Genomic DNA, 26,129 nt, shown 5'->3' on the forward strand with positions numbered 1-26,129 from the left:
TCATGACGAAAATTATTGGCGAGTCCCTGAAAAATATACCGTGGCAGGAAAAACCGCAAGGCCTGAACGCGCCGGTGTGGCGCTATTCCCAGAACCCGATTATCGAGCGCCATGCGATTCCAAGCTCCAACAGCGTGTTTAACTCCGCGGTCGTGCCGTTTGGGGACGGGTATGCCGGCGTGTTCCGCTGCGATTCCAAGTCCGTGAGCATGGATATTTTTGCCGGATTTAGCGACGACGGCATCAACTGGAACATCAATCACGATCCGATCCAGTTCGAAGGCGATGAGGAAGTAACCAAGCGGGAATACCGCTACGATCCGCGTGTCTGCAAAATCGATGACCGCTACTACATCACCTGGTGCAACGGCTACCACGGCCCGACGATCGGGATTGCGTACACCACCGATTTCAAAACGTTCCACCAGTTGGAGAACGCCTTCCTGCCTTATAACCGCAACGGGGTCCTGTTCCCGCGCAAAATCGGGGAGCGTTACGCGATGCTCAGCCGTCCGAGCGATACGGGGCATACACCGTTTGGGGATATTTTTTACAGCGAAAGTCCTGATCTGACGTTCTGGGGCAAACACCGCTATGTGATGGGAACGGTTAACGGCGACGCATCTGCCTGGCAGTCCAAAAAAATCGGGCCGGGACCGGTGCCGATCGAGACCGACAAGGGATGGCTGCTGATTTACCATGGCGTAATCAACACCTGCAACGGATTTGTGTACCGGATGGGCGTTGCCCTGCTGGACCGGGATCAGCCGTGGAAAGTGAAAGCCCGGTCGCGTTATTACATTCTTGGACCGGAGACGCTGTATGAGTGCGTGGGCGACGTTCCAAACGTGACTTTTCCGTGCGCCGCGCTGACGGACGCCGATACCGGCCGGATCGCAATTTACTACGGCTGTGCGGATACCGTGACGGGCCTCGCCTTCACGACGGCCGACGAACTGCTGGAGTATATGGAGAAATACCCGCTGGAAGCGGAAGCTTAATATTTTTCCAAAGAAAGCGGGGAATCGCATATGACGGACAAAAAAAGAACAGCCCATATCATCTCCCACACCCACTGGGACCGGGAATGGTATCTGCCGTACGAAAAACATCACATCCGGCTAGTGCAGTTGGTGGACGATCTGCTGGATAAGCTGGATCAAGGGCCGGAATTCAGCAGTTTTTTCTTCGACGGACAGACGATAATCATTGAAGATTACCTGCAGGTGCGCCCGGAGAACAGGGAACGTCTGGAGCGCCATATCCGCAGCGGCCGGATTTTTATCGGACCTTGGTACATCCTTCAGGATGCGTTCCTGACAAGCTCGGAAGCCAATGTGCGCAATATGCAGATCGGCCATAAGGACTCGGCCGTGTACGGGCAGCCGTCCAAAATCGGTTATTTCCCCGACACCTTTGGCCTGACCGGCCAAATTCCGCAGCTGATGCGGCAGTCTGGCATTACCAACGCCTTTTTTGGACGGGGCGTGAAGCCAACCGGGTTTAACAATACGGTCTCCGATGACGGGTACGAATCCTCTTATTCGGAGCTGGTTTGGGAAGGGCCGGACGGCTCGAAGGTGCTTGGCATTTTGTTCGCCAACTGGTACTCCAACGGCAACGAGGTGCCGGCAGGGGAAGCGGAGGCCCGCGTTTTTTGGGATCGCAAGCTGGCGGACGCGGAAAAATTCGCCGCAACAAATCAGCTGCTGTTCATGAACGGCTGCGACCACCAGCCGCTTCAGCTTGACCTGCCGGAGGCGATCCGGACAGCGGAGAAGCTGTATCCGGATACGGAATTCAAGCACTCCAATTTTGCGGACTACGTGACTGCGGTGGAGCGCGCCATTGAAGGCCGCGAGCTGTCTTCGGTCAAAGGCGAGCTGCGCAGTCAGCGCACGGACGGCTGGGGAACGCTGGTCAACACCGCTTCGGCGCGCGTCTATCTGAAGCAGATGAATCAGCGGGGACAGGCCATGCTGGAAAAAGTAGCCGAACCCCTGGCCGCGCTCGCGTCCCTGCATGGCGGCAAATATCCGCATCACCTCTTCACCTATGCGTGGAAGACGCTGATGCAAAATCATCCGCACGACAGCATCTGCGGCTGCAGCGTGGACGAAGTGCACCGGGAGATGGTGACCCGGTTTGAAAAAAGCAGACACGTGGCCGAAGGCATCGTGGAGGAAAGCCTGCGCACGCTGGCGGGAGCGGCTGATACGTCGGCGTTTGCCGCGTATGGCGAAGAAGCGCTGCCGCTTATCGTCGCCAACACAAGCGGCTGGAGCCGCAGCGGCACGGTAACCGTCGAGCTGGACGCCTCCCGCCTGTATCTGCGCGAAGGGTACACGCTGGAAGAGACGGCCCGCCGGATGAAGGCGTTCGACTTGTCCGGCCGCGTGCTGGTCGACGAACAAGGGGAGCCGGTCGCCTGCACAGCGGAAGACCTCGGTTTGTCCTTCGGCTATGACCTGCCAAACGACCGGTTCCGCCAGCCGTTTATGTGCCGCCGCGTACGGCTCACCTTCCAGGCAGCGGATATTCCGGCGCTTGGCTTGCGGACCTACGCTTGGGTGAAAAGCGCACGGCAAACCCCTGAGCAGCCGTCCCTGCTCAGCGGAGCGCGCGTGCTGGAGAACGGTATTTTGCGCGCCGAGATCGCGGACGACGGGTCGTTCACTCTGACCCACAAAGCCAGCGGCCGCATATACACCGATCTCGGTGTATATGAAAATACGGGCGACATCGGCAACGAATACATGTACCGCCAGCCGGAGGGCGAAACAGCCCTGACGACGAAGGGGCTCACTGCAAGTATTCATGTGCTGGAAGATGCGCCTTACCGCGCGGCTGTGGAAATCGTGCATGAATGGGAGATTCCGGCTTCGGCGGATGAATGGCTTGAGGAAGAGCAGCGCGCGCTGGTGTATTATCCGGAGCGGAAAGCCCAGCGCTCTGCCGAAACAGCCAAGCTGACGCTGCGCACCGTCCTTTCGCTGGAGCGGGACGGCGAGGGGCTGCGGATTCAATCTTTTATAACCAATACGGCCAAAGATCACCGGTTGCGGATGCTGTTCCCGACGGACTTGGATACCGCGTTCCATGCGGCGGATTCAATGTTCGAGATTGCCAAGCGGCCAAATGAGCCTGCGCCGGAATGGGCCAATCCAAGCAATACACAGCATCAGCAGGCGTTCGTAACCGTGAGCGAAGCAGAAGCGGCCGGTCTGACGGTGGCTAACCTGGGGCTCAATGAATACGAGGTTATGCGGGATGGCCGCAATACGATTGCGGTTACGCTGCTGCGCTGTGTCGGCGAGCTGGGCGATTGGGGCTGGTTTCCGACGCCGGAAGCACAGTGTCCCGGCGAGCACACCGCTGAAATGCTGCTGATTCCGCATCAGGGCCAACCGGAGCAGTCGGGCGCTTACGCCGCGGCTTACCAGTTCCAGATTCCTTGGACGGCCGTCCAGGCCGAACTGCAGGAAGGCACGCTGCCCGCTTCTTACGCGCCTATCCGGTGGGCAGGCGGCAACCTTGCTTTTTCATCGCTGAAACGGAGCGAAGCCAGCGGGGACCTGATGCTGCGCTGGTACAATATGACGGGTTCGGCGTCTGCGCTGCGGCTGGAGACCGGGCTGCCGGTCAGCGGTGTCTACAAATCCGACATTCTGGAGTCTGCCGGCCAGGCACTTGCAGCGGATGGAGAGGCGGCAGCATCGCTGCCGGTTGGAGGCTGTGAAATTGTGACGGTTGGCCTGAAGCTGGGATAGGTACTGGGAGAGGACACAGGAGGGAGATAGATAAAACCGGGACGGCGCGTAAACGGGTCTTTTGACGAACCGTTCCACGCTGTTTTCTTCCCTGAAGGCACCTGGATATTTTGAAATAGTACGACTTTATAACAAGGGTTGTTCCTCGCCATGTTTATGGCTGGAGCGGCCCTTGTTTTGTTATATACAGGAGCGAGGGAATAAGGAACAGGAGATATGGATTAGGGAGCAGCAGGGAGAAGGGAGTAGGAGGGATAAAGGTAAAATTGTACAAATTATCGATAAGTTTTGTAAAACATAAACATAGAAAATTAAATTTTATATATTTATTTTTTAAAACTCGTAATTTGTCGATTCAAGCCGGTGGAAAACGGATATATAGGAATAAAGGCACAGATAACATCCTACGAAGGGGCTAGATGGAATGAAAATAGGACACAAAATTACATTGAGTTTTGCCGCGGTTCTGATCATCACGTTGATGGTGGGATTGATCGGAGGGTATGAGTTAAACGTGGTAAACGCTGCTTATCAGGAGATGCTGCGGGACAGAGTAACCAAAATCGTACAGACGCAGGAGCTGAAAAACGACGCGTCTGAGCAGAGCAAGGACGCGCGGGGATATTTGCTGACCGGCGATCCGGAGCATCTTGAACGGTACCGGACGGGACGCGACCGGTTTGCGGAGACGCTGGCAACGTTCCGCGCCAGCCTGAAAAGCAATACGGCCCGTGAGTTGGCCGATCTGCTGGGACAGCAGGAGAAGGAATATGCGGCGGTTATAGCGGAGTTAAGTACATATAAGGAAAACGGGGACAATGCCCGGATGATTCAAGGGATCGAGGAAAAATGCGTACCTTTGTCCCGGGCGATGACAGAGACAGCGGACCGGTTAACCGAATACCAGCGGCAGCAGCTTGACGCTTCCCAAGCGGAGACGGCAGCAAAGATTGGAGACATCCGGATGATTCTCGCCGGGGCGGTAGGCTTGGCTCTTGTGCTGGTGGCGCTTCTTGCCTACCTGCTGACCCGTATGATTGCCCGTCCCGTCCGCCGGGTTGCGGCAGCCGCCGGGCAGATCGCCGCCGGCGACTTGACCGGTGCGGATGTGGACGTCCGGCAGCGTGACGAACTGGGAGAAATGGCGTCCGCATTTAATAAGATGAAGCACAACTTAAGGTCGCTTTTGCTCGCGATCCGGGAGAACGCGGATCATGTCGCTGCCGCTGCCGGAGAGCTGGCCGTAGGCGCCGGCCAAGCCGCTGAAGGCTCAACGGATATCGCTGCGGCTGTACAGGAGATTAGCACATCCTCCGTCAACCAGACGGAACGCCTTGACGAGAACCGCCAGGCGCTGCAGGAGAGCGCAGCGGGCCTAAGCCGGATTGCCGAAGCGGCGGCATGGACCGCGGATGCCTCGGCATCGGCGAAGAAACGGGCGGACGACGGCAAACGGCTTCTGGCCGAAAGTACGGGACAAATGCATCAGGTGGAGGAGCGCATCCGTGAATCGTCCGGCATTATTTTTGAGCTGGGCGAGCAGTCGGAGACGATTCAAAAAATCGCGGAGTATATCCGGGAAATTGCGCGTCAGACAAACCTGCTTGCTTTGAATGCGGCCATAGAGGCTGCAAGGGCGGGCGGGCATGGTGCCGGATTTGCCGTAGTGGCCGGCGAAGTCAAAAAGCTGTCGGAGGAGACAGAGCAGGCATCGGGCCAAATCTCCGCTTTTGCGGGGCGGATCATTGCAAACATGGAAGCGGCGGTGGCCTCGATGAAGACGGGAACGGACGAGGTCCAGTCGGGTATGGAGAAACTCGCCCGGACCGAAGATGCGTTTGATGGAGTGCTTGACTCTACCCGGGCATTGGCGGAGCAGGCGCAGGAGGTATCGGCGGCAACGGAGGAACTGTCCGCTATTGCTGAACAGCTGCTGCGCTCGGAGACCCAGCTGGTGACCCTGTCGGGGACAATCTCCGGACAGTCCCAAAATGCCGCAGCCGTTACGGAGGAGCAGCTGGCCGTTATGGAGGAAATGACCGCGTCGGCCGAGATGCTCAGCCGCATGTCAGATGAGCTGAAGCAGAGAGTAGGCGGGTTCCAGACTGGAAAAGACGAGGAGGCCGCTCCCTTAGCTCCGGTGTCCGGCGGCGAGATGTCCGCTCCGGTGCTGTTGGATAAGGCTTCGTAATGACAGAGCTCCTGCCCCGACCCACAAACCGATAAACCCTAAACAGATAAACCGACAAACAGATAGACCGACAAACCGATAAACCGACAAACAGTAGACCGACAACCGATAAACCGCCAAAAGATAAACCGGACGATCCTTACGGACTGTCCGGTTTATCGGTTTGTGCAGCTTGAAGCGTGCGGAGTTTATCGGGGTTCACGACCAGATAAAAGGAGCGGAGGCGCTCCTCATCCTGCGGTATTTCGAGGCAGAGCGCTGCATGGATGATGCCGTCCTCACCGGCAAAAACCACCTGCGCTTCGCCGTTTAATACGGCAATTTGCGGGCGGAGGCCGCGAAGCTTGGTGAGCACCCGGCGCGAAGTCAGCAGCGCAAGCACGCCTTTACGTCCATGCATCGGCCTGAGCACGGAATGCACCTGGCCGCCGCCATCGGCGGTAAACACCGGTTCGTCGGCCAGCAGCTCCAGCATGGCGTCCACATCATGAGCAAAAAACGCCGCAATAAACCGGTCCAGCAGCCTGCGCCGGGAGGCTGACAGCTGGACGGCGGGCATAGTCTCCATGCCCGACGGAAGACTGCGGCGGGCCCGGCTGAAAAGCTGCCGGCAGTTGCTTTCGGATTTGTCTACGATTTCGGCAATTTCCGCATATTCGTATTCAAATACCTCGCGCAGCAGCCAAACTGCCCGCTCCGCCGGCTTCAGCCGCTCAAGCATAACCAGACAGGCGTAGGACAGTTCTTCGCCTAGCTCCAGGCGCTCCCCGGGCGATCCATCCGTTCCGGCCGCTTCGTTCAACGGCTCAGGCAGCCACTCTCCCGTGTAGACTTCCCGCTGCTTACGGGCGGAGGAGAGGAGATTCAGGCAGCGGTTGACCGCCATTTTGGCCAAATAGGCTTTAGGATTGGCGACCTGTTCGAGCGGTCTGCGGCGAAGCTCCAAAAAGCAGTCCTGCACCGCATCCTCCGCCTCCGCAGCCGTACCGAGCATCCGGTAGCAAACCGCAAAAACATAGCGGCGGTACTCCAGATACCACGTCTCCCACAGGCCCGGGGCCGTACTGTCACCAGCCGGCTGCCGTTGTCTCATCTCCTCCATCCTCTACTCCTCCTTAATGGGCTGCAGTACGGTCAAAACAGCCTGGATACATGCCTGTTGCAATTGCAAGCCGGTTCCAGGAACCAATCGTATTCACGGCCATAATCAGATCAACATATTCTTCTTCGCTAAAAAACTCTCTTACCCGGCTGTACAGCTCATCCGGAATCCCGCCGTCGCTAATCCGCGCCGCCGCTTCGGCGAACTCCAGCATAACGCGCTCCCGTTCACTGAAGCAGGGGGCTTCGCGCCACACTGGCAGCAGCAAAATGTGAGCCGAATAATCGCCCAGTTTCATCAGGTCCTTTGCGTGCATATCCAGGCAAAACGCGCAGCCATTAATCTGGGATACCCGGATCTTCAGCAGCTCATAAAGTACTTTGTCCGCGAACCGGCGGGATACCGCCTGCTCCATCGCCATCATCGTATCATACGCCGTCCGGTTAACCGCCTGGTGGTTCATTCTAAGTTTCATCTTAATCCCTCCCTGTTATTGTACATACAGAAGACAAGGAAGCGGACCGTTCTGTGACAATTTCTCCAAAAAAATAAAACCCCGCTCTTGCGGGGGATAAAACGCCTGCGGGCAGTTAGCCTGCTGCGTTCAATCTTACGCCAAGAGCGGGGCTTCTGTATACTGTGCCGTTTTGCTGTCCGGCCGCCGAACTTCAAGCCTTAAGGCAGCACGTTCCCCGCGGCGCGGTAAATGGCGTACCATTCTTCGCGGGTCAACGTAATCTCGGCGGCACGGCAGCAGTCTTTCAGCCGCTCAAGGTTCATGGTTCCGATCACCGGCTGCATCTTCGCCGGATGGCGGAGGAGCCAGGCGATTGCGATGGCGGTGGCGCTGACGCTGTATTTTTCAGCCAGCTTATCGATTTCCTGGTTCAATTCCGGGAACTTATCGCTGCCGAGGAATACGCCTTCAAAAAAGCCGTATTGGAACGGAGACCAAGGCTGGATCGTGATGTCATGGAGCCTGCAGTAATCCAGCACGCTGCCGTCGCGGTCAACGGCCGCTTCATTTTCCATGTTCACGTTGATTCCGTTCGAAATCATGGTAGCGTTTGTGATGCTGAGCTGAAGCTGGTTGGCGACCAGCGGCTGTTTGACTGTTTTGGCCAGCAGCTCGATCTGCATCGGCTTTTGGTTGGACACGCCAAAATGGCGCACTTTGCCCGAGCTTTCCAGGCGGTCGAACGCTTCCGCGACTTCCTCCGGTTCCACCAGCGCGTCCGGACGGTGCAGCAGCAGCACGTCAAGATAATCGGTCTTCAGCCGTGACAAAATGCTGTCAACGGAGGAGAGGATATGCTCTTTTGAAAAATCGAACATGCCCTGCCGGATTCCGCATTTGGACTGGAGAATGAGCTGTTCGCGCACGCTGGCATTCATTCCGACCGCTTCTGCAAAAATCTCTTCGCAATCCCCTCCGCCGTATATGTCGGCATGGTCAAAGAAATTGGCGCCCTGCTCCAGCGCGGACCGTACGAAACGTTCCGCCTCCGGCTTGTCCAGCGAATTGATGCGCATGCATCCCACCGCCACTACGGGCACATCAAGGTTGCTGCTTCCCAGCTTGATCGTTCTCATTTTTGATTGGCCTCCTCTTGTATGCATCTTGTTTGATTGTGACACAAGCAGGCAAGCGTTATCAAGAGCCTAGAAACACCGCTGGCGGTTCATTGGATAACATGCATCGGGTAACTGGTTCTGAAGAAGAGGTTGACGCCAAGAGGCAACAAAAATTCTGCTTAAATTAGAACAGCCGCTTCCTGTGGGGGACAGGAAGCGGCTGTTTGCTATGTCAAAGTCCCCGAAGAGACTGAGTCAGCTATAGGCGCTGTAAAAGGGACAAGGGGTGGACTTGATTAAAATCCCGGACAAGCCGTCGGTTTATTCTTCTGTAGGCGCCGGCAGTCCAAGCCCTTCCGCCACGCGGCGGCCGTATTCCGGATCAGCTTTAAAGAAATGGCCGATCTGGCGCAGCTTGATATCGTCCCGTTCGACCGGACGCATTGCGCCGACAATGTTGCGTACAAGCCGGCTGCGTTCTTCTTCGCTAAGCAGACGGTACAAATCGCCGGCCTGCGTGTAGTGGTCGTTGTGATCGTAGGCGACGCTGTCCGCCTGGCCGGTCACCTCAAACGGAGCCGTACGGTGAGCGGGGGATTCCTGCGGTCCGCCAAAGCTGTTCGGCTCGTAGTAGACGGAGCCGCCGCCGTTGCCGTCGTGGCGCATCTGGCCGTCGCGCTGATAGTTGTGCACTTCCGCCTTCGGCCGGTTGATCGGCAGGCTGTTATGGTTGGCGCCAACCCGATAGCGGTGAGCGTCGGAGTAGGCGAAGAGGCGGCCCTGCAGCATTTTGTCCGGCGACGCTTCAATGCCAGGAACGAACGAGCCCGGCGAGAACGTGGCCTGCTCCACCTCGGCAAAGTAATTTTCCGGATTGCGGTCGAGCACCATGCGGCCCACTTCGATCAGCGGGTAATCTTTTTGCGACCATACCTTGGTTACATCAAATGGATCAAAACGGTACGTATTCGCGTCTTCCAGCGGCATGATCTGCACGTACAGCTTCCAGGACGGGAAGTCGCCGGAGGCAATCGCGTTGAACAAATCCTCGGTATGGTAGTCGGGGTTCTCCCCGGCAATTTTGGCCGCGAGGTCCACATCCAGGTTCCGGACGCCTTGTTCGGTTTTAAAATGGTATTTCACCCAGACGGCCTGCCCCTCCGCATTTACCCACTTGAAGGTGTGGCTGCCGAAGCCGTGCATATGGCGCAGCGTCGCCGGAATCCCCCGGTCGGACATCAAAATCGTTACCTGATGCAGCGACTCGGGAGATAGCGACCAGAAATCCCAGACCGCGTTCGGGTTTTTCAGATGGGTCTGCGGATGGCGTTTTTGCGTATGAATGAAATCAGGAAATTTGATGGCATCCCGGATAAAAAAGACGGGGGTGTTGTTGCCGACCAGATCGTAGTTGCCTTCATTTGTATAAAATTTCACCGCAAAACCGCGGGGATCGCGGACGGTATCGGCCGAGCCGAGTTCTCCGGCAACCGTCGAGAAGCGGATGAACATCGGGGTGCGCTTGCCGGCTTCCGAGAACAGATCCGCCTTGGTGTAGGCGCTCATTCCATTGGTTACTTCAAAATAACCGTGCGCCCCTGCACCTTTCGCATGCACAACACGTTCCGGCACCCGCTCCCGGTTAAAGTGGGCCAGCTTCTCAAGCAGATGGACATCCTGAATCAATGTAGGACCGCGGGAGCCCGCGGTCATCGAATGCTGGTTGTCGCCGACCGGCGCTCCCCAGCTGGTAGTTAAATGGTTGTTGTGGCTCATAATTTACTGTCACCCCGTTAAATTGATTTTAGATTAAGTATAAGTATCATAGTAAATAAATATGTAGAAATCAATACTTTTTTATAATTATTATAAACTACAAATTTTGGTGTTGAAATTTTGCATAGAAAACTTGGCGAAAAGTGATGACAAGAAAACTTTGCATAGTTATAATGATGATAACAAGTTTTCTTGTCATCATCCGTGAAACAGAGAGGAGATCTTTGTATGAATAAGGATGAAGTATTGAAAAAAAGCAGGGAAGAAAAAAGAGATGAGGGAAAAGAATTTGCCTTAAGCAAAGGAAGAAAAAGTGGAGTCATTGGCATGGCAGGGGTATTTCTACTATTGGCGCTTTTTAATCTGTACAATGATTTACAAGAAACAAACTTTGCATTAATAGCCCTGTTTTTTGGCTACCTTGGGTGCGAAGGTCTTGGACTATACAAGGTTACCCTTAAAAAGATAGATTTATTGAAATTCATTTTCGGAAGCATTATAGGCCTTTCCTTTGTAATTCTTTATATTTTCGGAGTGAAGAATTAGCATGAGTGAACAGCTGATTTTAAAAAATAATCTGCGGGAAGCGCGTGCGGAGCTTAAACTGTCGCAGGCACAATTGGCTGAGATGGTCGGGGTATCGAGAAATACTATAAGTTCCATAGAGACGGGGCAGTTCAATCCTACCGCGAAATTGGCATTGATCTTATGCATTGCACTAGATAAGAAATTCGAAGAATTGTTTTATTTTTAAGTGTTAATAAAAAATCCCAATCTGATGGTTCGAGAAAAGTCGCACGTCTTAAAACCCTCGCTCGCTTCGCGGGCGAGGGTTTTAAGTTGCGTAAAAATCGGATCAAGTTATAAAGATCTGGACAGAATTTTGGTTCCCGTGTGACCCCGGGTGTATAAGCAGATATTTACTCTTTCATGTACATCTTGTTATAGTATTCCTCCAGCATCCGGCGGGTGGCGAAGGCTTCGCGGGTAGTCTGGATGCTTCGCTTCATCATCCGCACCCACTGCTCGCGGTCGTCGTAGTAAACTGGAAGGACGCGGTTCAGCAGCGTATCGAATAAGGCGTCGCTGTCATGCTTGTCGAGCACTTCAAAGTCGGTCGTTTCGAACCCATCTCCGATCTGCCAGCCGTTTTCGCCGTCGATGCAGGCTTCCGGCCACCAGCCGTCAAGGATGGAGCAGTTCAGCACGCCGTTCATTGCGGCTTTCATTCCCGAGGTGCCGCTCGCCTCCAGCGGACGGCGCGGATTGTTGAGCCAAACGTCGGAGCCGCGGGTCAGCATGGCGCCAATGGTCATATCGTAATTCTCCAGGAAGACAACGCTGTTCGGGTATTTGCGCATCATCGCCACCAGATTGCTGACAATCCGTTTGCCGGTATCGTCGAGCGGATGGGCTTTGCCGGAGAAGACGATCTGGATTTTGCCGCTTTGCAGGTAGGGCTCTATCACTTCCGGCTGGGAGAAGATCAGATCGCTGCGCTTATACGGAGCCGCCCGGCGGGAAAAGCCGATCAGCAGGTGATCCGGATTCAACTGCGTGCCGGAGCGCTGCTCGATAAAGTCGATCAGCTCGCCCTTGATTTCGGTATGGGTCCCCCAGAGATCGCCGTCCGCCTCATACGCCCGGGTGATCCGTTCGTCGACCCAGGTTGGCGTGTGGATCGCATTGGTGATGGCGATAATGGGCGACCGACCGGCAACTTCTTTCCACATTTTATTTGCCGTAACCGCATGCAGCTCGGCAACGCCGTTTGAGATCCGGGATAACCGGAGCCCGGCGACTGTCATGTTAAACGGCTCGCCGCCGATGCGCTCCATCTGGCTGCGGGTCAGCCCGTTAAAAGCGCCCATATACTCCAGCCGATCCAGCGGATGAGTTTCGTTGCCCTCTTTGATCGGCGTATGGGTGGTGAACACCACTTCCTGGCGCGTCGCTTTCCAGGCTTCTTCGAAGGTGCTGCCGCCGCTCATTTTTTCGCGGATCAGTTCGATTGCGGCCAAAGCCGCATGGCCCTCATTAAAGTGATATACGTCGATCGGGATGCCCAGTGCGCGCATAGCTTTGACGCCGCCGATGCCAAGAACAATTTCCTGCGCAATCCGCTCCTCGCCAAACCAGCCGTACAGCTGCCCCGTAATCCAAGTGTCGCCGTTCTCGGGGATGTCCGTGTCGAGCAAATACAGCGGATTGTTGCCGAACCGGTCGGTCTTCCACACTTTACAGACGACATCGGTTTTGCGAATCTTCACGGTGACTTTAACGCCTGTATCCTCCAAAAAATCATACTCGTAATTATGATAGGAATCATAAGGCTTGCCGTCCGGGCCGATTTGCTGGTCCGTATAGCCCTGCTTCCATTTTAAACCAATGGGGACGATTGGCGCGCCAATGTCCTTGGCTCCCTTGATGTAGTCGCCTGCTAGAATGCCGAGCCCTCCAGCGTACATTTTGAAATCGGAATGCAGTCCGTACTCCATGCTGAAATAAGCGACGGTTGGCTTTTTCTTCTCACTCACTTGATCAAACCTCCTGATCCGTATTGGTAAGGCGGAAATGATGCTTCGTGTGCGGATTCATGCTGCAGGGACGCCGGGTTGCAGGCTGCCGCTAAGCGGTTCGGATGAGCAGGAAGCAAGCAGCAGGCAGCAGAAGACAGCGGAAGACAGCAGCAAGCAGCCAGGGCCGGATGCACCGGATAGTGCCATCTGTCTGGTAGATAGATAATCAAGCGCTTTTGCTGTTTGTGCAATCGTTTGCTCAAACGGCTGTCGGACATCCCTCTGTAAGCGATTTCGGGTCTATCATAGCATATCCTGATATTGGTTGTATAGCCGGTTTCTGGCGCCGGTGCAGGTCCGGGTAAAAGTGGGGCTATCCCAAACATGCATTTCTTGCTGTACAACCCCGGCCTGCGCTGAATGGGCGAGCGGCCGTTCAGCGGTTGCAGAGCGGGGCTTCTCAGCACGGGATCCACTGAGCCTTAATAGAATAAGAGGGCGTAGCACTAGTAGGATAGGAGGGCTGAAGCCTGGTTGGATGAGATTCGCCGCTTGCGGAAAGCGGATGGGATATGCCGCTGAGCTTATTAAACACTCAACAGGGTAGTCATGTGCTTTTCAGGGGTAATTTCCGACAAATTCCGATAGGTTCGGCAAGTGAAAAAAAGCACCTGCATAAATGCAGGCGCTTTTCCTCACAACATTCCCGGATTATATAATTGTCCAGCCTCCGTCAACAAATAATGTTTGCCCCGTAGTATAGCTGCAGGCATCCGAAGCAAAATACAACACAGCACCATTCAGCTCACCGGGATTGCCGGGACGGCCCATCGGGCATACGGCGTTGTACATTTTCAATGCCTGCTCCGAAAAAAGCGTATGCTCCGTCATTTCGCTCTTGAACAGGCTGGGTCCGATCGCATTGACCGTAATTCCGTGTTTCGCATAGGTTGCTGCCACCCCGCGGGTCAGGTGAATCACTCCGCCCTTGGCTGCATTATAAGAATGTGTCGGAATGGACGCCGAAGCGGTCAGCCCCAGCATGGAGGCGGTATTAACAATCCGGCCGTATTTCCGTTCCTTCATATGGCGGATTACATGTTTGGACATCAGGAATACACCCTTCAGATCGGTATCAAGCACCCGGTCCCAGGCTTCCTCCTCCAGCGCCTCAATCGGCACGGAATCGACTACGCCGGCATTGTTCAGCAGGATGTCGATTTTGCCGAACTCCGCGATTACTTTTTGAATCGCAGCAATAATTTGGACTTCTTTCGTTACGTCGCATTCAATGGGGATAATCCGGCGTTCCGGATATTGCGCCGTAATCTTCTCAGCCACCGCTGTCAACTTGTCATATCTTCGGGCCATTATGGCTACATCCGCCCCTTGCTCCGCAAGCATTTCCGCAAACTCCACACCGATCCCGCTGGATGCACCCGCCACAATCGCTGTTTTACCCGTTAAGTCAAAAAGATTGTTCATCACAAACCCTCCTGAATTCGTTTGGTAATCCGGTTCTGCTAATGCCGTGTTCCCGGCTTATAAGGACGATGGAGTATATTCCGGCTGCAGCTTGTTCTCCCACCAGTCCCAGCGGAGATAACAATAGGGCAGGAACTCCATCGGATGGAGCTGCTCCAGCACTTTTCCTTTTTCCAGCACATTTGTGCTGACGGTATAGACTGCTCCCAGCATGTTCACGACTTCAAGCTCACTCCATGGATCATGCGGAGACTCACGGAAGGTAATCGAAGCCTCGGCAGCCTTATACACCTTGACATCACTGGCCAGCCGCTGGGTCACCAGCGCAGGCATGAGATCAAATCCGCTTCCGTCAACCGCATTGGCATACTTGATGTTGTATAAAGGAATGTCCTTGCCGTAATATTGCTCCAGAATCCCTCCAGCCTCGCCGTCATTGAAGCGGTCCTCCATAACGGCTTTTACGCTGAAAAAGTCAATGCCATGCCGGCTGATCCCCCCTTCGAAGGTGTGTTCCGAACGGTTCAGGCTGATCTCGGCCATCTTTTTGGGCAGTCCGCAGACTTCGCGGCCCATTGCCATACCGATATCGCTCGTTATCGGCATGGACAGACAGTAGTTGCCCAACTGTCCGTTGTAATCGGCGAGTACGAACAATCCGGCTTCACGGTAAGGCGGGCAGAAGTTCGTTGCCGGATAGTCAGCCACAAACGCATTGACGAGCGGACGGCTGGCAGGCTTCAGCGGCTTCGGCAGCAGGCGTCCGATAATCTCCGGGTTCGTCTCCCAATACACCGTAAGCATCTCTGCATCATAGAACGTGGTCGGTCTGCCTCCGTACTTCTTGATATCTTCGAAACTTTTCACAAAACTTCCCATCATTGATCCTCCTTGAATTTAGTATCAATTGAGAACAAAAGCTGTCTCGAAGCCGGACTGAATCGCCTGCCCGATTCTGCCGGGCTTGCCGGCATCACCGATCACCTTCACCTTTGGAAGGGCCAGCCTGAGCTTTTCCGTGAATGAACGCTCAGGTGCAACTCCAATGGACAGAACTACGGCATCTGCTTCCTTCACAGAGGTTTCACCCGTGGCACTGTTCTCCAGCACAATGGCTCCGTCCTGCACTTCCACCAGCTTCGTGGAAGCCAGCAGTTCTACCCCGCTCTTTTTCAGCCGGGTAACAATGTCGATCAGGTTCGGAAGATACGCATCCGGGCCAACCCGGGGCTGCATTTCCACAACTGTAACCTGATTCCCGTGCGCGGCAAGATATTCCGCCGTCTCAAGGCCTGTCATGCCGGAGCCGATGACTACCGCCCGCTTGTTCTTGATTACAGCTGCACCGCTTAACACGTCGACAACCGTACAGACCGCCGCCTTCTCCACTCCCGGAATGGGGGGCACAATCGGCCGTGCCCCGGCAGCGACAAATACCGCATACGGCTGGAGCGATTTCAGCTGCTCCAGTGTAGGTTCCGCCGAGAGCCGGACATCCACATTCAGCTGCTCCAGCTGATGCCGCATATTGGCGATGAACCAGTTCAGCTTCTCTTTGAGCGGCGGGCGGCTTCCCAGGTCCACGCTGCCTCCCAGCACATCCCGTGCCTCAAACAGCACCGGCTTGAACTCCCGCAGCGCCAGAATCCGTGCAGCCTCCATGCCTGCCGGACCGCCGCCGATCACGGCTACCACCCTGCCGCCGCCATCTCGTGGCGGCTCGGCGAATTCGAGCTCCCGCCCGGCACGCGCATTGACGGCGCACTTGATGACCTTGCACTCCATCACTTCCTGGATACAATACAGGCAGGAGATGCAGGTTCTGATCTCGGCTTCACGGCCTTCTGCCGCCTTATTCCCCCACTCCGGATCAGCCAGCTGGGCTCTTCCGAGGGCCACGAAATCCGTATTTCCCTCCTGAAGCAGACTCTCGGCAAACTCAGGTTGGCGGATTACATCACAAGCAATTACCGGAATCTGAACGGCCTGCTTCATGGCTGCGGCAAGATGTTTTTTCCACCCTTGCGGGTAGGAGATCGGCTCAATGATCGTATTGGAAGATTCATAGGTGCCAGCACTTACATTGATGCAGTCCACACCGATCTGTTCCAGATGTTCCGCTGTGAGCAGCGCTTCTTCCAGCGTAATGCCTCCAGGCACAAATTCATCCCCGTCGATTCGCACGGATACGGGAAATCCGCTCCCGCAGGCCTGCTTGATGCCTTGAACAATCTCACTGAGGAAGCGCATTCTGCCTTCCAGTGAACCGCCGTATTTGTCAGTCCGCAGATTGGTCAGCGGACTTAGAAACTGCCCGATCAGATATCCGTGGGCACCATGGATTTCCACGCCGTCGATCCCTGCCGCCATGGCGATAACCGCGCCGAAGACGAATTTGCGGACCAGCCCTTCAACCTCTTCCATAGACAGCTCCCGGGGCATTTCCCCGATCGCCGAGGACATGACCGCGCTTGGCGCCACAATCTGCCTGCCGCCAATTATCCTCCCGTGATTCTGCCGTCCGGGATGCTGCAGTTGGAGGAAAATTTTGCTGTCATGGCGGTGAACAGCCCTCGCCAGTTTCTCCAGCCGCGGAACGAACAGCAGATCGCTTGCATTCAGCTGATTGGGGGTTCCCACACCCGTTTCGTTATCCACCCGGGTAATCTCTGTAATAATCAGGCCGCAGCCTCCGGCGGCACGTTCTTCATAGAAAGCAATCATTTCATCCGAGGCTTCACCGCTGGCCGCTGCCAGTGACGTGCCCATTGCCGGCATGACAATCCGGTTCTTCAGGGTGAGACCTCCTATTTGTCCTGCTGCAAACAGTTTCTCATATTTCATCTGCTCAGCACCTCCACCTATAGTGTAAGGCTCCGGATATATTGTGAATATATTTACAAGCACCAAAAATCACTTCTTTATAGTGCAGATTGCACTATGATCATTAGGGGGCGATACCAATGGATGTTACCTTAAATGAGCTGCAGCTTGAACGAATCGAAGTGGAGCACTATACCGCATCTTTGTTCACAGCATACATTTCTGGTGCAGGCTTGCCGGCCATTGTGAACACAGCCGCAGGGCTGCTGGGAAATCCCGTGATTGTGTTTGACGCAAGCTTCAAGATTGTGGCCCACTCCGGCGAGGAAGATATCGACGATTATCTGTGGAAAGAGAATATCCGCAAGGGTTACTGCTCATATGACTTTATTGCGGCTGTGAACCGGATGGAAAGTGTAAGGCGGGGAAAACAGACGGATGCTGCGTATGAAGTTACCTGCGAAGAGACGGCAAATACCAAGCTGATCGCCAAAATAAAAGTAGGCGGTAAGCAAGTCGGCAACGTGCTGCTGCTCGGCTGCAGGGCCCCTTTCCGGCCCAGGGATCCCGAGCTGCTGGCGGTTGCGGCCACCATCCTGGCGGAAGAGATGGGCAAGAGCAGTTATTACCGCAACGCCAAGAATATAAAAGTGGAGGATTTCATCTGCGGGCTGCTGGATCAACAGCTTCAGGAGTCCGGCATGATCCGGGACCGGATGTTATCGGCAGGTCTAAAGTTCGGCCCACAACTGGCTGTACTGCTATTTGATCTAACCCGCTATGAGGGAACAGGCCGTTATGATGACTATTTAAGAGAACGTTTACAACAGCTGTTTCCCGGCAGTCCCTGCAGCTATTACGAAGGCCGGATCGTGATGATCCATGACGGAATGTTCTCCAAAGAGCTTGCCCGCAGCAGTCAGCTCCAGCAGTTTCTGGACCAGACCGGCATCACCATAGGTCTCAGCAGCATGTTCTCCAGCCTGACCCGGTGCAGAATGCACTACCTGCAAGCCTTAAGCGCAATCCGCATCGGCCGGATTCTCTGCCCTAGGCAGCAGCTGACCTGGTATGCCGATGTCCAGCTCTATGAGCTGCTTTCTGCCGAGGCGGTAGCCGGCGGGGAGCAGGTATACCGTCATCCGGAGCTGCTGAGGCTGCAGGAATACGACGCTGCCCATCAGTCCGCCCTGTACCAGACCTTTTTTGTTTATCTTAAAAATAACCGGAACATGCAGCTCGCTTCCGACGAGCTCTATATTCACCGGAATACCCTCCGGTATAAATTGGATCATATCGCCAGACTGCTGGAGACCGATTTCTCCGATTCAGAAAAAATGCTGTCCTTTTACATCTCCTATAAAGTCGCCGATTTCTGCGAAAAGGCCAGGGAACAGCAGCAGGCAGCAGTGCGGGGCATTTAAATGATAAATCAGCATGAGCAGATCGCGGCCTTTTGCGCAGCCTTATGTGCATAGCCTTATATGCACAGCTTTATGTGTGCAGGCTTATATTCGCAGCCTTAGTGCGCAGCTTCAAAAACGCCAAGAGCCCCCTTCTTCAGACGAAGAACGGGGCTCTTGGCGTTTATAATCACCGTTGCTGGTTAGTTAAGCCGCCAGCAGTCTGGTTTATCTGTAAAAAGCCAGCAGCTCACGCACAATCTGCGCTTTGTCATGCTCTACGACGGTCTGATGCTGCGGCATGGAGAACAGCGCGGAAATCTGCGCCGGGAACTCCTGCTTGATGCCGGTCAATGCAATCGCCTCGTCGAATTTGGCTGGATGGGCGGTAGCGAAGCTGATTGCTACTTCATCCGGACCGCTGAACGCTTCGTAAGCCGCTACTCTGCAGGCCGTATGCGGATCGAGGAGATATCCGTATTCTTTGTCGTATTTGCTGATGGTGTCAAGACACTGCTGGTTTTTGACACCCAGCGCTGCAAAGTCAGCCTGCACCCGGGCAAACAGCTCCCCGTCAATCCGGATTGAACCTTCGGATTGCAGTCCTGCCATATATTCCGAGAGCTTCACGGCATCCTCACCGAGCAGGTAGTACAAGTAACGCTCAAATTGCTCGCCACCTGAATATCCATGGACGGGCTGTAAGTACCGGTAAAGCTTCCAGGTTTGTATTCTTAGGTGTCTGGTTTGATTTGATAGGCAAATGGCTGGCTTTCCGGGCAAAAATGGGATACTTTATAATCAGTACAACATTCCTTTAAAGTAGGAGAGGGATGAAGAGAGGGAGACGTGGCTGCAGGTGAAAAAGTTAAAAATCAGGCAGGTGGCGATCGGCGAAGGCAGGCCGAAAGTGTGCGTGCCGCTCATGGGATCGTCGCTTGAAGCGGTGACAGCGGAGGCCGCGGCTGCGGCTTCGCTTGGGGCCGATCTCGTGGAATGGCGGGTTGACGCCTTCGAGCATGCGGACAATACGGAGCTTGCGATGGAGGCGCTTGGCCGCATCCGGACGGCGGCTGGCGACCTTCCGCTGATCTTCACCTTTCGTACGGCCCGGGAAGGCGGGCTCCGGGATATCGCTCCCGAAACTTATGCGGCGCTTAACCGTGCGGCCGCGGCATCGGGACATGCCGACTTGATTGATGTCGAGCTTTTTAGCGGGGAAGACATCGTGCGGGATTTGATTCATACGGCGCATGCTGCTGGAGTACATACCATCGTTTCCAGCCACGATTTTGACCAGACGCCGCCGCTGGAGGAGTTGATCTCCCGGCTGCGCCGCGCACAGGAGCTGGGCGGCGATCTGCCCAAGCTTGCGGTGATGCCGCAGAGCGCAGGCGATGTGCTGACACTGCTCGAGGCGACCCGGGTGATGACCGAGCGGTACGCGGACCGGCCCATCATTACAATGTCGATGGCCGGGCTTGGACTGGTCAGCCGGCTGGCCGGCGAAGTGTTTGGGTCCGCCGTGACGTTTGGATCGGCGGGCCGCGCTTCAGCGCCGGGGCAGATTCCGGCGGCGGAGCTGCGGGCCCTGCTGGAGCGGCAGCACAGCGGGCTGCAAGGCTAATACAAGTACACAGGCCCGGCAAGGGAGAACCTTGCCGGGCCTGTGCTTTTACCGCTATTCAAAACAATGTTCTATGCCTTCATTCCCGTATAGATGTGAACGGCATCCCTCAAAAATGCGGCCATACCGGGCTGATGTTTGTCATAGTACGCAGTGAAACGTTCGTCGTTCACGTACATTTGGGCCACGCCGGCGTGCGCTTCTTTGGTGTAGGTTTCCCAAAAAAACGTAAGCCACCGGCGGTGCAAATCGGCTGCCTGCTGTGCATGTTCGCCTGCAGGATCGCCGTCTTCCATGCCGAGCCGGAGCTGCTCGAACATCTCCGCCTCCAGACGCTGGATTTCCGCATGATCCGCTTCGGTCATATTTTTAAACTTGGCATTCGATTTCTCCACCTGTTCGTTTCCGTATTTCTCCCGGATTTCCTTACCGTATTTCCGCTCGTTTTCGTCTATTAACTCCTGTTTCAAGCCTTCGAATTTTTCTTGATCACTCATTGGTATTCCCCTTTCCGCTGCCTGAATCGTCCGGTCGACGTTTGCAATCAGCCGATCCAGCTGTTTTCGTCTGTCGAGAAGCTTGGCCCGGTGTTCCCGCAGCGCAGCGCTTCGCTCGAAGCCGGGATCGTTCAGAATGTCCCGGATCGTCTCCAGCGGGAAACCGAGTTCACGGTAAAACAAGATCTGCTGCAGCTTGTCGACCTCGGTCCCCCCGTAAATCCGGTAACCCGAAGAATTGATCCGGGCCGGTTTCAGCAGCCCCAGCTCATCATAATAACGGAGCGTCCGGGTGCTGATTCCGGCGAGCTGTCCCAGCTTCTGTACGGTGTATTCCATGGCTGTCACCTCCTGACTTCTTCACTGTACACCTTTACGTTGCGTTAAGGTCAACAGGTGTTTTTAACATAAGGGCGGGTGAATTTTAAAAAAACACTACGGCGCGCGAGAGGGCTTGGGCGGCGTGAAGGGGATGGACACGAAGTGAGGGTGAGAGTGGCTTTGGCTGTAGGCGACAGCGGACGGCAGGGTGTGGCAGGGTGAAGACGAAACGCCTGACGGCATGGAGGCAAAATGGCGGCAGCCAAAAAGGCTACCGAGATCTACTCGATAGCCTGGCTGCTTTCCGGGATTATTAATGCGCAGCATCCGGCTGCCCAGGTTCCTGCCCGGCTGCTTCTCCGGGAACGGCCGCTGCACGGGACTCCTCGCTTCCTGGCTGCGACGGATCAGCTGTCCCGGTGCCTTCGCTCCCGGCCTGTCCAGCCCCGGCTGCCCGGGCTGCCTCGCCCCCGGCCTGCGCGGAACCACCCGCCCGGTCTTCTTCGCCCCCTGTCTCAGCCGGGCTAGCCGGCGGCCGCTTCGGCGGAACCGGGCGGTGTTTCGCCAGCTCCCACTGCGCGTCAAAATATTCGCGCAGCTCGTTTTCCTTCCGGGGGTCGTCCAGCGGAATTTTGCCGGCAAAATAATGTTCGGCAATCATCGGCCAGGTCGGCACCAGCTTTTGCGATTGAATCGCTTTGATCGCGGTCTTCACCAGCTTTCGTTCCCGCGCGTTGGAGTAGGTATCCTTGTATTTCTGGATGCGGGTGAAATCGAGCCGGTCAAACACTGCCTTAAAAATCTCGCCCGTCATCACGGCATCATCCAGCGCCCGGTGGGCCGAACCCTCCGCCGGGATATCCAGCTGCTGCAGCGCCGCTTCCACGCTGACGTCGTTCGAGAGCTGCTGCACACGCAAATATCCTTTCAGCAGATCGAAGGTATCCACCGCCAGCCAATAGCTGTCGTCCAACTTATGCATACGCGTATCCTGCACGATCCGCTTCAGGTCTTCGCCGCCCCAGGTGATCAGCAGCACACCGTCTTCGCTGCGGTCCAGCCAGCGGCGGAACTCGCCGATGACTTTGGGGAATCTGGGCGCCGCATCGATATCGGGCTGCGGGATGCCCGTTTTTTTCTTGATAAACGAGTTAAGCTTGGAAAAATAAACGGGCCGGATCAGTGAAGTGAACGTATCTTTCATCTGCAGCGAGGCGTCCAGCCGGACCGCCCCGATTTCAATCACTTCCATCGGGAGCTCGCTGGCGAATTTGCGCCCGTTAAATTCAATGTCGAGTATAATGTAATCCATGTTGCCTGCCTCCGTTCGATGGCCTGTACCGCGTGTGTGGCGGGCGGCATCCGGGTTTCCTCGGCGGGAAGCCCGGCAAGCTCTATTTTAACAAATTGGCGCACGTAAAGGAAAAAAAAAGAAAGCAAACCTGCCTGGCCGCCTGGATGCAAAAACGCGAGTTTCAGGCAAACGCCAAAAAATATTCCCCAAAATCGGCATGCTGCAGCCTCGGGAAGGGCGGAGAGTCCGCGGAGCGGCAGGGAAAATGCGCGGCGGCGCACAGCGGGAAATTGACTTCCCTACCGGGTAACCCTACAATTAGATTCACCATAAAAGGCAAACCCATGCAAAACCTGCATTTTTTCCGTGTGCATCTGTGTGAGCGGCTGTCCCTTTTTTACAAGACGGATCTGAGACAAAATGAGGCGCGAAGCCGCGCCGACAAAGCGGAGGAACCCATCATGGCTATGGAAATCGAACGCAAATTTCTGCTGCCGGAATACCCCGGACAGTTATTCCAAGCAGGCGAATTAAAAATTCTGAGCGAACAGATGATTGACCAGACCTATCTGGCGATTGACGGAGGCGAGGAGCTGCGGGTGCGCAAGCTGCGCGATCTGCAGACGGGAGAGGTGACTTACACCCATACCTACAAAAACGGCAAAGGCATCAGCCGCGAAGAAATCGAATACGGGATCTCCGAAGGGCTGTATGTGCAGCTGACCGAAGCGCTCCGCCTGATCCCCCTGATCAAAAAACGCATTACCGCCGACTGGAACGGCGTCACGGTGGAGATTGATGTTTACACCCAGCTTGAACTCTCTGTGCTGGAGGTCGAATTCGACTCGCTTGCGGAAGCGGAGGCCTTTGTTCCGCCGGACTGGTTCGGACGGGATGTAAGCGAAGAACGCCAGTACAGCAACAAAGTTGTCTGGAAAGCCCTGCAGGAGCAGCCTTCGGAGCAGCTGCCGCAATAACGGGCAGACAGCTGGGCACTGGTGAGCGGGAAAGGGTGAGAAAGAAGCCCTCTTTTTGCAAAAGATACGGACTTTAACGCTTAAACGTGGTACTATAGAGGATAATATTAACGTGACGTGGCGCGTGAGAAGGCCGGCGGCCGCTCCGGCAGGCCCGGACAAACCGCTTATGCGCGTGTTTTCAGGAGGATGGATATGAAGTATATAAGCACAAGGGGTCAAGTGGAAGCAAAAGGCTTTATCGATACGTTTCTGATGGGACTCGCCGATGACGGCGGACTGATGGTGCCCGAGCAGATTCCAACCGTCACACCGGACGTGCTGGACCGCTGGAGATCGCTTGAATATAAAGAGCTGTTCCTTGAGATCTTCTCTTTGTACACAAACGGAGAGATCCCAGCCGACGATTTGCACAATTTGGTGGACAAGAGCTACGCGGCCTTCCGCAGTCCGGAAGTGGCTCCCGTCAAGCAGCTGAGCGAATCGCTGTACGTGTTGGAGCTGTTCCACGGACCCACTTTTGCATTCAAGGACGTCGCGCTTCAGTTCATGGGCGAGCTCTACTCCTATGTATCCCGCAAACGGGGCAGCACGATCCATATCCTCGGCGCTACCTCCGGCGACACGGGCGCTGCAGCTATCCAGGGAGTACGCGGCAAGGAAGGCATCAAGATCTGTATTTTGCACCCGCACCAGAAAGTCAGCAAGGTTCAAGAGCTGCAGATGACCACGGTCGACGACGCCAACGTGCTTAATTTGTCGGTGAAAGGCAATTTTGACGACTGCCAGCGCATTATTAAAGAGCTGTTCGCTGACCTGGACTTCAAAAGCAAATATCATTTGCGGGCGATCAACTCCATTAATTTTGTGCGGATTTTGGCGCAGGCTGTGTATTATTTCTACGCCTACCTGCAAATTCCGGCGGGAACGGCGAAGGTCAACGTCAGCGTTCCTTCCGGCAATTTTGGCAATATTTTTTCGGGATATCTGGCGAAGCGGATGGGCCTCCCGCTGAACAAGCTGATTATCGCGACCAATGAAAACAATATTTTGGAGCGTTTTGTCCGTACCGGCGAATACCGGCCGGGTGAATTCCGCAGCACCCACAGCCCGTCGATGGACATTCAGGTGGCGAGCAACTTCGAGCGTTACCTGTATTACCTGACCGGAGAGGATGCCGGCAAAGTATCGGATTACATGGCGAAGCTGCAGGCGGAAGGCGAAATCCGCATCTCCGGCGGGCTGCTGGAGCAGGTGCAGTCGGATTTTTCCGCGCTGGGTGTCTCGAACGAACAATGTTTGGAGACGATCGGCAAATACCGGGCGGAGCATGAATATCTGCTTGATCCGCATACAGCATGCGGAGTAGCGGCTTATGAAGCGTTCAACGAGCCGGGCGAAACCGGGATTTCGTTTGCGACGGCCCATCCGGCAAAGTTCAATGAAGCAATTTCGCTGCTGCCCATTGAACAGGCCTTCCCGGCGGAGATCGAAGCGCTGTTTGCGATGCCGCAGCACCAGACGGTGATCGAACACAGCAAGGCGGAGGTCGTCCGGGAGCTTCAGGCGTTTTTTGGCCAATAAAACGGTAATTACCCGGTCCGGCAGGACTCGGCGGCTCCGGAAGGGGACGCGGAGTCCTGTTGTTTTTTGTCGGCGGGCGTCGGATGCGGACGGATTTTACCGGGAAAATACGGCAGAATTGTGGACAAGGGTAGGAGAGAGTGAGACAATAACAGCTATGGGCATATCACAGCAAAGGACGGTGTCGACCTATGACGGTACGTTTTGGCGTCATTGGAACCAACTGGATTACCGACCGCTTTATTCAGGCGGGGATGGAGCATGATCATTTTCTGTTAACTGCGGTATACTCCCGGTCGGAGGAGAAGGGCCGGGCGTTTGCGGCTAAATATGCGGAGCCGGCGGTGTACACTGATCTGGAGTCCATGCTGGCTTCGGATCAGGTGGACGCCGTCTATATCGCCAGCCCGAACGTACTGCATGCCGAGCAGGCAATTGCCTGCATGAACCGCGGGAAGCATGTGCTGTGCGAGAAACCGATGGCGGCGAACAGCCGGGAAATCCGGGCGATGATCGCAGCGGCCGAACGGAACGGCGTGGTGCTGATGGAGGCGCTGAAATCCACCTTGATGCCGAACTTCGGCGTCATTAAAGACAATTTGTACAAGCTGGGACAAATCCGCCGTTATTTTGCGGCTTATTGTCAATATTCCTCGCGGTACGATGCTTTTCTCCAGGGAAATGTGCTGAATGCGTTCAGACCCGAATTCGCTAACGGCGGACTGATGGATCTGGGCATTTACTGTTTGTATCCGATGATGGCGCTGTTCGGCAAGCCGGACAGCCTGAAGGCCCAGGCGGTTATGCTGTCTTCCGGCGTGGACGGACAGGGAAGTCTGGTGATGCGGTATGAGGAGGGGATGGAAGCTAACGTCCTGTACTCCAAAATTTCCGATTCCAGTCTTCCCTGCGAAATTCAAGGCGAAATCGGCACGATGGTTATCGACCGGATCAACCAGCCTTATGAGGTAAAAATCCGGTACCGCGACGGAAGCATAGAGGAATTGACGCTGCCGCAGGTATTCGAGTCCATGTATTATGAGACGGCCGAATTCATTTCTCTTATTGAGTCCGGCGCAAAAGAGAGTACGGTGAATTCCCATGCCGTATCGCTCGCCGTGGCAGAAGTGATGGAAGAGGCCCGCCGGCAGATCGGTCTGGTGTATCCGACGGACTAAGTTAAAA

At 55.3% G+C, this 26,129-nt stretch carries 21 protein-coding genes and 1 pseudogene; 11 read left to right on the forward strand and 11 right to left on the reverse strand.

The window, feature by feature from the left end; all coding sequences use genetic code 11:
- The first annotated feature begins 2 nt into the window (after window positions 1-2).
- The 3 genes from ACE6ED_RS19460 to ACE6ED_RS19470 all read left to right on the forward strand — a co-directional run bounded on the left by ACE6ED_RS19460 (window position 3) and on the right by ACE6ED_RS19470 (window position 5,961).
- On the forward strand, window positions 3-1,001 hold the full coding sequence (locus tag ACE6ED_RS19460; protein ID WP_410828906.1) for a glycoside hydrolase family 130 protein: 999 nt from the start codon (window positions 3-5) through the stop codon (window positions 999-1,001).
- Between the two features lie 30 nt (window positions 1,002-1,031).
- Window positions 1,032-3,770 carry an alpha-mannosidase gene (locus ACE6ED_RS19465; protein WP_410828907.1) on the forward strand — a complete coding sequence of 913 codons (2,739 nt, stop codon included), beginning with the start codon at window positions 1,032-1,034 and terminating at the stop codon, window positions 3,768-3,770.
- 424 nt (window positions 3,771-4,194) lie between these two features.
- Window positions 4,195-5,961 (forward strand): methyl-accepting chemotaxis protein, encoded by a 1,767-nt coding sequence (locus tag ACE6ED_RS19470; protein WP_410828909.1) that lies wholly within the window; start codon window positions 4,195-4,197, stop codon window positions 5,959-5,961.
- Between the two features lie 139 nt (window positions 5,962-6,100).
- On the opposite strand, the gene ACE6ED_RS19475 is transcribed toward ACE6ED_RS19470, so the two are convergent.
- The 4 genes from ACE6ED_RS19475 to katA all read right to left on the reverse strand — a co-directional run bounded on the left by ACE6ED_RS19475 (window position 6,101) and on the right by katA (window position 10,414).
- The gene (locus ACE6ED_RS19475; RefSeq protein ID WP_410828911.1) at window positions 6,101-7,063 is read right to left on the reverse strand and encodes a sigma-70 family RNA polymerase sigma factor; all 963 of its coding nucleotides are present in this window, start codon (window positions 7,061-7,063) and stop codon (window positions 6,101-6,103) included.
- Window positions 7,064-7,076: 13 nt separating this feature from the next.
- On the reverse strand, window positions 7,077-7,538 hold the full coding sequence (locus tag ACE6ED_RS19480; RefSeq protein ID WP_410828912.1) for a carboxymuconolactone decarboxylase family protein: 462 nt from the start codon (window positions 7,536-7,538) through the stop codon (window positions 7,077-7,079).
- Between the two features lie 200 nt (window positions 7,539-7,738).
- Window positions 7,739-8,656 carry an aldo/keto reductase gene (locus tag ACE6ED_RS19485; protein WP_410828914.1) on the reverse strand — a complete coding sequence of 306 codons (918 nt, stop codon included), beginning with the start codon at window positions 8,654-8,656 and terminating at the stop codon, window positions 7,739-7,741.
- A 303-nt stretch (window positions 8,657-8,959) separates the two neighbouring features.
- On the reverse strand, window positions 8,960-10,414 hold the full coding sequence (gene katA / locus ACE6ED_RS19490) for a catalase KatA (protein ID WP_410828916.1): 1,455 nt from the start codon (window positions 10,412-10,414) through the stop codon (window positions 8,960-8,962).
- A gap of 228 nt (window positions 10,415-10,642) precedes the next feature.
- Between katA and ACE6ED_RS19495 the strand changes: the two genes are divergently transcribed.
- Window positions 10,643-10,960: a DUF6442 family protein gene (locus tag ACE6ED_RS19495; protein ID WP_410828918.1), complete on the forward strand. Its 318-nt coding sequence runs from the start codon at window positions 10,643-10,645 to the stop codon at window positions 10,958-10,960.
- A 1-nt stretch (window position 10,961) separates the two neighbouring features.
- Window positions 10,962-11,168, forward strand: a complete 207-nt coding sequence (locus ACE6ED_RS19500) for a helix-turn-helix transcriptional regulator (protein ID WP_410828920.1) — start codon at window positions 10,962-10,964, stop codon at window positions 11,166-11,168.
- A 166-nt stretch (window positions 11,169-11,334) separates the two neighbouring features.
- On the opposite strand, the gene glgP is transcribed toward ACE6ED_RS19500, so the two are convergent.
- Entirely contained in the window at window positions 11,335-12,951 is a 1,617-nt protein-coding gene (gene glgP, locus ACE6ED_RS19505; RefSeq protein ID WP_410828921.1) for an alpha-glucan family phosphorylase, read from the reverse strand.
- Window positions 12,952-12,988: 37 nt separating this feature from the next.
- Here glgP and ACE6ED_RS19510 point away from each other — a divergent pair, with 37 nt between their 5' ends.
- Entirely contained in the window at window positions 12,989-13,159 is a 171-nt protein-coding gene (locus ACE6ED_RS19510) for a hypothetical protein (protein WP_410828923.1), read from the forward strand.
- A gap of 485 nt (window positions 13,160-13,644) precedes the next feature.
- Here ACE6ED_RS19510 and ACE6ED_RS19515 read toward each other — a convergent pair whose 3' ends face one another.
- From ACE6ED_RS19515 to ACE6ED_RS19525, 3 genes are read right to left on the reverse strand one after another with little or no spacing between them, the layout of a single operon-like run.
- On the reverse strand, window positions 13,645-14,418 hold the full coding sequence (locus ACE6ED_RS19515) for an SDR family NAD(P)-dependent oxidoreductase (protein ID WP_410828924.1): 774 nt from the start codon (window positions 14,416-14,418) through the stop codon (window positions 13,645-13,647).
- A 57-nt stretch (window positions 14,419-14,475) separates the two neighbouring features.
- Complete coding sequence (locus tag ACE6ED_RS19520; RefSeq protein ID WP_410828926.1) at window positions 14,476-15,300, reverse strand: acetoacetate decarboxylase family protein; 825 nt, start codon at window positions 15,298-15,300, stop codon at window positions 14,476-14,478.
- A gap of 21 nt (window positions 15,301-15,321) precedes the next feature.
- On the reverse strand, window positions 15,322-17,262 hold the full coding sequence (locus ACE6ED_RS19525) for an oxidoreductase (protein ID WP_410828927.1): 1,941 nt from the start codon (window positions 17,260-17,262) through the stop codon (window positions 15,322-15,324).
- Window positions 17,263-17,381: 119 nt separating this feature from the next.
- Between ACE6ED_RS19525 and ACE6ED_RS19530 the strand changes: the two genes are divergently transcribed.
- On the forward strand, window positions 17,382-18,665 hold the full coding sequence (locus ACE6ED_RS19530; protein ID WP_410828929.1) for a PucR family transcriptional regulator: 1,284 nt from the start codon (window positions 17,382-17,384) through the stop codon (window positions 18,663-18,665).
- A 207-nt stretch (window positions 18,666-18,872) separates the two neighbouring features.
- Here the strand turns inward: ACE6ED_RS19530 and ACE6ED_RS19535 are convergent.
- Window positions 18,873-19,378 (reverse strand): annotated as a pseudogene (locus ACE6ED_RS19535) (threonine synthase); the annotation flags it as partial.
- A 125-nt stretch (window positions 19,379-19,503) separates the two neighbouring features.
- Between ACE6ED_RS19535 and aroD the strand changes: the two are divergent.
- Window positions 19,504-20,271, forward strand: a complete 768-nt coding sequence (gene aroD / locus ACE6ED_RS19540; protein WP_410828931.1) for a type I 3-dehydroquinate dehydratase — start codon at window positions 19,504-19,506, stop codon at window positions 20,269-20,271.
- Window positions 20,272-20,342: 71 nt separating this feature from the next.
- Here the strand turns inward: aroD and ACE6ED_RS19545 are convergent, their stop codons facing one another.
- Window positions 20,343-21,107, reverse strand: a complete 765-nt coding sequence (locus ACE6ED_RS19545; RefSeq protein ID WP_410828932.1) for a MerR family transcriptional regulator — start codon at window positions 21,105-21,107, stop codon at window positions 20,343-20,345.
- A gap of 295 nt (window positions 21,108-21,402) precedes the next feature.
- Window positions 21,403-22,401 (reverse strand): exonuclease domain-containing protein, encoded by a 999-nt coding sequence (locus tag ACE6ED_RS19550; protein ID WP_410828933.1) that lies wholly within the window; start codon window positions 22,399-22,401, stop codon window positions 21,403-21,405.
- A gap of 443 nt (window positions 22,402-22,844) precedes the next feature.
- Between ACE6ED_RS19550 and ACE6ED_RS19555 the strand changes: the two genes are divergently transcribed.
- The 3 genes from ACE6ED_RS19555 (at window position 22,845) to ACE6ED_RS19565 (ending at window position 26,122) form a co-directional block, all read left to right on the forward strand.
- The gene (locus ACE6ED_RS19555) at window positions 22,845-23,360 is read left to right on the forward strand and encodes a CYTH domain-containing protein (protein ID WP_410828935.1); all 516 of its coding nucleotides are present in this window, start codon (window positions 22,845-22,847) and stop codon (window positions 23,358-23,360) included.
- Window positions 23,361-23,555: 195 nt separating this feature from the next.
- Complete coding sequence (gene thrC, locus ACE6ED_RS19560; protein WP_410828936.1) at window positions 23,556-24,944, forward strand: threonine synthase; 1,389 nt, start codon at window positions 23,556-23,558, stop codon at window positions 24,942-24,944.
- A gap of 191 nt (window positions 24,945-25,135) precedes the next feature.
- Window positions 25,136-26,122: a Gfo/Idh/MocA family protein gene (locus ACE6ED_RS19565; RefSeq protein WP_410828937.1), complete on the forward strand. Its 987-nt coding sequence runs from the start codon at window positions 25,136-25,138 to the stop codon at window positions 26,120-26,122.
- The last annotated feature ends 7 nt before the right edge of the window (window positions 26,123-26,129 follow it).

The organism is Paenibacillus nanchangensis (assembly GCF_046543445.1).
GTDB lineage: Bacteria > Bacillota > Bacilli > Paenibacillales > Paenibacillaceae > Paenibacillus_AQ > Paenibacillus_AQ nanchangensis.

What these genes read in the sequence shown, in the direction of transcription:
- ACE6ED_RS19460 (WP_410828906.1), top strand. Translation starts at nt 3, where the DNA reads ATGACGAAAATTATTGGCGAGTCCCTGAAAAATATACCGTGGCAGGAA.
- ACE6ED_RS19465 (WP_410828907.1), top strand. Translation starts at nt 1,032, where the DNA reads ATGACGGACAAAAAAAGAACAGCCCATATCATCTCCCACACCCACTGG.
- ACE6ED_RS19470 (WP_410828909.1), top strand. Translation starts at nt 4,195, where the DNA reads ATGAAAATAGGACACAAAATTACATTGAGTTTTGCCGCGGTTCTGATC.
- ACE6ED_RS19475 (WP_410828911.1), bottom strand. Translation starts at nt 7,063, where the DNA reads ATGGAGGAGATGAGACAACGGCAGCCGGCTGGTGACAGTACGGCCCCG.
- ACE6ED_RS19480 (WP_410828912.1), bottom strand. Translation starts at nt 7,538, where the DNA reads ATGAAACTTAGAATGAACCACCAGGCGGTTAACCGGACGGCGTATGAT.
- ACE6ED_RS19485 (WP_410828914.1), bottom strand. Translation starts at nt 8,656, where the DNA reads ATGAGAACGATCAAGCTGGGAAGCAGCAACCTTGATGTGCCCGTAGTG.
- katA (WP_410828916.1), bottom strand. Translation starts at nt 10,414, where the DNA reads ATGAGCCACAACAACCATTTAACTACCAGCTGGGGAGCGCCGGTCGGC.
- ACE6ED_RS19495 (WP_410828918.1), top strand. Translation starts at nt 10,643, where the DNA reads ATGAATAAGGATGAAGTATTGAAAAAAAGCAGGGAAGAAAAAAGAGAT.
- ACE6ED_RS19500 (WP_410828920.1), top strand. Translation starts at nt 10,962, where the DNA reads ATGAGTGAACAGCTGATTTTAAAAAATAATCTGCGGGAAGCGCGTGCG.
- ACE6ED_RS19510 (WP_410828923.1), top strand. Translation starts at nt 12,989, where the DNA reads ATGATGCTTCGTGTGCGGATTCATGCTGCAGGGACGCCGGGTTGCAGG.
- ACE6ED_RS19515 (WP_410828924.1), bottom strand. Translation starts at nt 14,418, where the DNA reads ATGAACAATCTTTTTGACTTAACGGGTAAAACAGCGATTGTGGCGGGT.
- ACE6ED_RS19520 (WP_410828926.1), bottom strand. Translation starts at nt 15,300, where the DNA reads ATGATGGGAAGTTTTGTGAAAAGTTTCGAAGATATCAAGAAGTACGGA.
- ACE6ED_RS19525 (WP_410828927.1), bottom strand. Translation starts at nt 17,262, where the DNA reads ATGAAATATGAGAAACTGTTTGCAGCAGGACAAATAGGAGGTCTCACC.
- ACE6ED_RS19530 (WP_410828929.1), top strand. Translation starts at nt 17,382, where the DNA reads ATGGATGTTACCTTAAATGAGCTGCAGCTTGAACGAATCGAAGTGGAG.
- ACE6ED_RS19545 (WP_410828932.1), bottom strand. Translation starts at nt 21,107, where the DNA reads ATGGAATACACCGTACAGAAGCTGGGACAGCTCGCCGGAATCAGCACC.
- ACE6ED_RS19550 (WP_410828933.1), bottom strand. Translation starts at nt 22,401, where the DNA reads ATGGATTACATTATACTCGACATTGAATTTAACGGGCGCAAATTCGCC.
- ACE6ED_RS19555 (WP_410828935.1), top strand. Translation starts at nt 22,845, where the DNA reads ATGGCTATGGAAATCGAACGCAAATTTCTGCTGCCGGAATACCCCGGA.
- thrC (WP_410828936.1), top strand. Translation starts at nt 23,556, where the DNA reads ATGAAGTATATAAGCACAAGGGGTCAAGTGGAAGCAAAAGGCTTTATC.
- ACE6ED_RS19565 (WP_410828937.1), top strand. Translation starts at nt 25,136, where the DNA reads ATGACGGTACGTTTTGGCGTCATTGGAACCAACTGGATTACCGACCGC.